The organism is Psychrobacillus sp. L4, assembly GCF_042944905.1.
In the GTDB taxonomy this organism is placed as follows: Bacteria; Bacillota; Bacilli; order Bacillales_A; family Planococcaceae; genus Psychrobacillus.
The window spans coordinates 3,950,789-3,956,917 of record NZ_CP168496.1; the positions used below are offsets into that span (position 1 = coordinate 3,950,789).

6 protein-coding genes are annotated in these 6,129 nt (G+C 34.0%); all 6 read right to left on the minus strand.

What is annotated here, in order from left to right; genetic code table 11:
• Positions 1-11: 11 nt before the first annotated feature.
• On the minus strand, positions 12-1,901 hold the full coding sequence (mnmG, locus tag ACEPXG_RS19250; protein ID WP_391206038.1) for a tRNA uridine-5-carboxymethylaminomethyl(34) synthesis enzyme MnmG: 1,890 nt from the start codon (positions 1,899-1,901) through the stop codon (positions 12-14).
• A gap of 22 nt (positions 1,902-1,923) precedes the next feature.
• Positions 1,924-3,309 carry a tRNA uridine-5-carboxymethylaminomethyl(34) synthesis GTPase MnmE gene (gene mnmE / locus ACEPXG_RS19255; RefSeq protein ID WP_391206041.1) on the minus strand — a complete coding sequence of 462 codons (1,386 nt, stop codon included), beginning with the start codon at positions 3,307-3,309 and terminating at the stop codon, positions 1,924-1,926.
• A gap of 212 nt (positions 3,310-3,521) precedes the next feature.
• On the minus strand, positions 3,522-4,262 hold the full coding sequence (jag, locus tag ACEPXG_RS19260; protein WP_391206044.1) for an RNA-binding cell elongation regulator Jag/EloR: 741 nt from the start codon (positions 4,260-4,262) through the stop codon (positions 3,522-3,524).
• Complete coding sequence (yidC, locus tag ACEPXG_RS19265; protein WP_151701900.1) at positions 4,259-5,029, minus strand: membrane protein insertase YidC; 771 nt, start codon at positions 5,027-5,029, stop codon at positions 4,259-4,261. The genes jag and yidC overlap by 4 nt, the downstream gene beginning before the upstream one ends.
• Before the next feature lie 68 nt (positions 5,030-5,097).
• Positions 5,098-5,442: a ribonuclease P protein component gene (gene rnpA / locus ACEPXG_RS19270; RefSeq protein WP_391206048.1), complete on the minus strand. Its 345-nt coding sequence runs from the start codon at positions 5,440-5,442 to the stop codon at positions 5,098-5,100.
• 63 nt (positions 5,443-5,505) lie between these two features.
• Entirely contained in the window at positions 5,506-5,640 is a 135-nt protein-coding gene (gene rpmH / locus ACEPXG_RS19275; protein WP_387584337.1) for a 50S ribosomal protein L34, read from the minus strand.
• Positions 5,641-6,129 lie beyond the last annotated feature (489 nt).

Sequence of the window (6,129 nt, forward strand, 5' to 3'; positions counted from 1 at the left end):
ATCAATTTAGACTACCCAGTAATTTTCGCAATTTTTCCTTGTTCAATATAAATAAGTAAAATTGAAATATCCGCTGGATTTACTCCTGAGATTCTAGATGCCTGTGCAATAGACAATGGTCTAACTTGCTTCAATTTTTGTTTAGCTTCTGTTGCTAATCCCGAAATTGCATCATAATCAATTTGATCAGGAATCTTTTTATTTTCCATTTTTTTAAGTTTTTCTACTTGTTGAAGAGATTTTTCAATATACCCTTCATATTTCACTTGGATTTCCACTTGTTCTTTCTCTTCAAATGACAATTCCAATTCTGTTGGTACGAGTACAGCAACTAGATCGTAGTTCATTTCTGTCCGTTTCAGTAAATCTACTGCGCGGATACCATCTTTTAATTCGCTTCCTTCCACACTGCGAATTAAAGCCTGAGTTGCCTCATTTGGTTTAATCATCAATGTGCGCAAACGTTGTAATTCATTTTCAATTCGTTGCTTTTTCCCTAAAAACCTTTCATAGCGCTCTTTAGAAACAAGTCCTATTTCATATCCCACTTCTAGAAGACGTAAATCAGCATTGTCATGACGTAATAACAAACGATATTCCGCGCGAGATGTTAATAAACGATAAGGTTCATTTGTCCCTTTTGTCACTAAATCATCTATTAAAACTCCAATGTAAGCATCTGATCTACTTAACACTTTTTCTTCTTTTTTGAGTACTCTTAATGCTGCGTTAATTCCAGCCATTAAACCTTGGCCTGCAGCTTCTTCATAACCAGACGTTCCATTTATTTGTCCTGCAGTATACAAATTTTTAATTTTTTTGGTTTCAAGTGTTGGCCAAAGTTGTGTTGGAACCATTGCGTCGTATTCAATTGCGTAGCCTGCACGCATCATCTCTGCTTTTTCAAGACCAGGAACAGAAGCAATAAGACGACGTTGTACATGCTCTGGAAGACTGGTTGAAAGTCCTTGGACATATACTTCTCGAGTGTTTCTACCTTCAGGTTCTAAAAATATTTGATGTCTTGGTTTATCACTAAAGCGAACTATTTTATCTTCAATAGAAGGACAGTATCTTGGTCCAGTACCTTTAATCATACCTGAATACATAGGAGATAAGTGTAAATTTTCGTTAATAATTTGATGAGTCATTTCTGTTGTATATGTCAACCAACATGGTAATTGATCCATTATAAATTCAGTAGTATCGAAACTGAAAGCTCTTGGAACATCATCTCCAGGCTGGACTTCTGTTTTACTATAATCTACTGTTTTACTATTTACACGAGGAGGGGTCCCAGTTTTAAAACGAACTAAATCGAAACCTAAATTACGAATACTATCCGCTAATTTAATAGAAGGTTGCTGGTTATTTGGACCACTTGAATATTTCAAATCTCCAATTATTATTTCACCGCGTAAAAAAGTACCTGTCGTAATAACAACTGTTTCAGCTCTATAAATAGCGCCTACTTGTGTCACAAGCCCGATAATTTTTTCATCTTCCACGAGTAACTCTTCTACTACTGCCTGATGAATAGTTAAATTTTCTTGCTCTTCTAATAGTCGTTTCATTTCATTTTGATACAGTACTTTATCTGCTTGCGCGCGAAGTGCTCGAACGGCAGGTCCTTTTCCGGTGTTTAACATTCTCATTTGAATATGTGTTTTATCTATTACTTTTCCCATGGCACCGCCTAATGCGTCAATTTCACGCACAACAATTCCTTTAGCTGGCCCCCCGATGGATGGATTACATGGCATAAATGCAATCATATCCAGGTTAATTGTTAAAACAAGGGTTTTTGCGCCCATTTTAGCGGATGCTAATGCTGCTTCCACACCTGCATGTCCTGCTCCAACAATAATCACATCGAACTTGCCCGCTTCAAAGTTTGGCATGTTCTTAACTTCCTCTCGTTTTTTATTTCCCTAAACAAAATTGTGAAAATAACTGATCAATTAGACTTTCTTCTACTGAATCTCCAATTATTTCACCTAATATTTCCCAAGTTCTTGTCACATCTATTTGAATCATATCTACGGGTACATCATTATGCGCGGCTTCAATGGCATCCGTTACGGTTGCTTTTGCTACATGTAACAAAGAAATATGCCGTGCATTTGAAACATACGTTAAATCGGATGCTTCAATAGAGCCCTCAAAAAATAAAGAAGCAATTGCCTCTTCTAATTCATTTACCCCTTCTTCTTGTAATAAAGAAGTTGTCATTACTCGTTTATCTCCAGCTAAATATTTCACTTCATCTAGATCAATTTTGGTAAGTAAATCTGTTTTATTCACAATCACAATGCAATCCATACCTTCAATTGCTTCAAATAATCTATAGTCTTCTTCCGTTAAGGATTCAGCATTACTTAAAACTAGTAATATAAGGTCAGCTTCATTTAGTACTTGCCTAGACTTTTCTACTCCAATACGTTCTACAATATCTTCTGTTTCACGAATACCGGCAGTATCTACTAATTTTAATGGAACTCCACGTACATTTACATACTCTTCTATAATATCTCTTGTTGTTCCTGCTATATCTGTAACAATTGCTTTATTTTCTTGAATTAAACTATTTAACAGAGATGATTTACCTACATTAGGTCTTCCAATAATAGCAGTTGAAAGTCCTTCCCGCAAAATCTTTCCTTGAGATGAAGTAAGCAATAATTTCTCAATTTCTTCTCTAACCCATGTACATTTATTAATCATCATAGGGAGAGTCATTTCTTCTACATCATCGTATTCTGGATAATCAATATTCACTTCTACTTGCGCTAATGTTTCTAGTAGTGCTTGCCTCAATGTTTTAATAAGCCTAGATAATCGCCCATCCATCTGCCCCAAAGCAACATTCATCGCTTTATCTGTTTTTGCTCTTATTAAATCCATGACAGCTTCTGCTTGTGATAAATCAATTCTCCCATTTAAAAAGGCACGTTTTGTAAACTCACCAGGCTCTGCAAGACGCGCTCCATTGATTAAAACTAATTGTAGAACGCGATTAACGGAGACTAGTCCTCCATGGCAATTAATTTCTACAACATCTTCTCTTGTAAAGGTTTTAGGACCTTTCATTAGGGATAACATTACTTCTTCTACTACTTCATCCAATTTTGGATCGACTAAATGTCCATAATGAATCGTATGTGACGCTTGACTCTGTAAATCTTTTCCGTTTGGTGAACGAAAAATTTTATTTGCTATTAATATTGCATTAGGTCCACTAAGTCTGACTATAGCAATAGCACCTTCTCCAAGTGGAGTTGAAATAGCAGCTATTGTATCGAATTCCACAAGTGTCCACCTCCTTACAAATAGTTACTTATCCACATGTGAATAAGTTAAACGAACATGACTATCTAACATATAACAATAACACAAATTGATGTAAATCAGAAGTACAGAAGATTTTATTTCTGTGAATGAAAGTTATCAACAACTTCAAAATCTAACTCTCCATAAGAAAAACGGATTTTAACTTATAAAAAGCTAAAATCCGTTGAGCATTATTTTATGGGTTCAATGACTAGATAGCGATTTGGATCTGTTCCAACTGAGTATGTTTCAATATCCACTCGGACAGATAAGGCGTTATGAATTATTTTTCTTTCAAAAGAGGACATTGGTTCAAATTCTACTTTGATACCAGTTCGAACAGCTTTATCTGCCATCCGTTCAGCCAGTTGTTCTAATGATTCTTGTCTCCGCTCACGGTAATTTCCAACATCCAATTTAATAATAATGAACGAATTAGAAAACTTATTTGCAACTAGTTGAGATAAACTTTCAAGGGCATTCAATGTTTGTCCACGTTTCCCAATTAGTAAAGCTGCTTTTTTACTATTTAAGTGAAGATAAACAAATTTTCCATCTTTTTTTTGTGTAACCGATAAATCATCGATTTTCATTTCTTTCCCTATTTCCAGGATATAGTTAACAGTTTCCTCAATTGCATCATTATTTGTAAATGGTGAATTCATTTCATCACTGTTATTAATAGTATGGATATTATTTTCTTTGGTTGATTCTTCTAATTTGTCTATTACATGTAAAACTTCTTCTATCTTTTTATCATTTTTTAGAACAGTTACTTGAACAACTGCAGGTTTAACTCCAAATCCCAGGAAACCTTTTTTACCTTCATCTAATACTGTAATTGTCACTTCTTGTTTGGAAACTCCAAGTTTTTCTAATGCAACAGTTATAGCTTTCTCTTTTGTAGGTGCAGTTTGTGTAATCTGATTCATTTTTTTGCCCCTCCTGTTTTGACTGGTTCAGCCTTAGGTTTATTCCAAGGTTTATAAATGAATAAATTTTGAAGAATGGAAATAATATTACCGATAACCCAATACAGTGTTAATGCAGCAGGTAAAACTGTACCAAATCCAATAATCATAAATGGCATAATGTACATCATTATTTTCATTTGAGGATTATCCATCGCTGGACCCGTTCTCAACACGAAAAATTGCATTAATCCGGCAAGTACTGCCAAGGTGATACTTGGATCTGCTAATGCAAACCCTAAAAAACTACCTAAATCAATTTGAGGCGTGTTATTCATTCGGCTAATTGCATGATAGAAGCCAATAAGAATCGGCATTTGAACAAAAACTGGTAAACAACCAGCAGCAGGATTAATACCTCTCTCTTTAAACAGAGCCATCATTTCTTGCTGATACTTTTGCTGCGTTGCTGCATCTTTTGAACTATACTTCTCTTTTAATTTTTTTAATTCTGGTTGGACTTCTTGCATATTTTTAGAACTTTTTGTTTGTTTAATCATTAAAGGCAATATTGCTAAACGTATAATAATAGTTACAGTAATAATACCTAAACCATACGTACCAAGCAAACCTTTAAAAAATGTAATTGCCGAAACTAACGGCCAAACGATATAGTGATTCCAAAATCCTTCAGAATCTACATAAATGGGTTCTTTAAATTCCGAACAACCAGCTAGTAATGCAATTGTAACTACTAATAAAAATAGCAATGATAATCTTTTTCTCAACCTTCTTCCCCCTATTTATAGCAAAAATATATATTCATTCTATCTTACCATTTAACAGAAAGTCTTCACTAGCTTTTCTTTTTAATAACCATTGCTATTTTCAACACATGTTCAAGACTTTTCTTTGTTTCATGAAAATCTAATTTGGCCGCTGGATTTCTAGCGATAATAATATAGTCCTTAGTTGGAGATACTTGATCCTTTAATTCTAAAAAGGTTTGACGTATATATCTTTTTATACGATTGCGGACAACTGCATTCCCTACTTTTTTACTTACAGATAAGCCAACTCGAAAATTATTCTGTTCCTTCTCTAAACAATAAACAACAAACTGCCTGTTTGCATATGATTTTCCTTTTTTAAAAATGGTCTGAAACTCTAGATTCTTTTTTATTCGCTGATTCTTATTCATCTGTTCACCTGCTTCAACTATTCTTTATAAAAGAAAAAAAGACCACTGAAATGGTCAGTGGACTTATGCTGATAATACTTTTCTTCCTTTTGCACGACGGGCTGCTATTACGCGGCGACCGTTTTTTGTACTCATACGAGCGCGGAAACCGTGATTTTTGCTACGCTTACGGCTATTTGGTTGGAATGTACGTTTCATCTATATGACACCTCCTGAGTGATCATCTTAAAAAACTCCTTAGACAGTCTCCGATATTATATATAAAATACATGTCTTTTGTCAATTATTTTTTCTACTCCCTCTTTTACTTCCTACAAAGAAGTTATCCACAATCCCTTATAATTTTATAATTATAGTCTGTTGATAAAAAAATAACCCAAAAAATTATCCACAACACTTATGAACATGTTTTAAACATACTCATACCTTGTGGACAACTCTAACTGTTAATAATCCATTTTTTGTGGATAACTCTTAATTCTCTTGTAATATGGTGGTTTTTTTGATACGATATTTGTGTTTTACTTTTCTTACTAAATTTCACGGCGAACTATTATCCACAGTTGTTAATAATATGTGGACAAGTTTTTCCGCAACCGTTTATAAAGTTTATCCACAGAAGGTGGATTTGTGTATATCTTATTTAAATTATACATATTTATTATCCCAAAAAAGGAGATTAGATTA

Excerpts from the sequence above, each read along its gene's own strand:
- mnmG (WP_391206038.1), bottom strand. The coding sequence starts at position 1,901 with ATGCCAAACTTTGAAGCGGGCAAGTTCGATGTGATTATTGTTGGAGCA.
- jag (WP_391206044.1), bottom strand. The coding sequence starts at position 4,262 with ATGAATCAGATTACACAAACTGCACCTACAAAAGAGAAAGCTATAACT.
- rnpA (WP_391206048.1), bottom strand. The coding sequence starts at position 5,442 with ATGAATAAGAATCAGCGAATAAAAAAGAATCTAGAGTTTCAGACCATT.
- rpmH (WP_387584337.1), bottom strand. The coding sequence starts at position 5,640 with ATGAAACGTACATTCCAACCAAATAGCCGTAAGCGTAGCAAAAATCAC.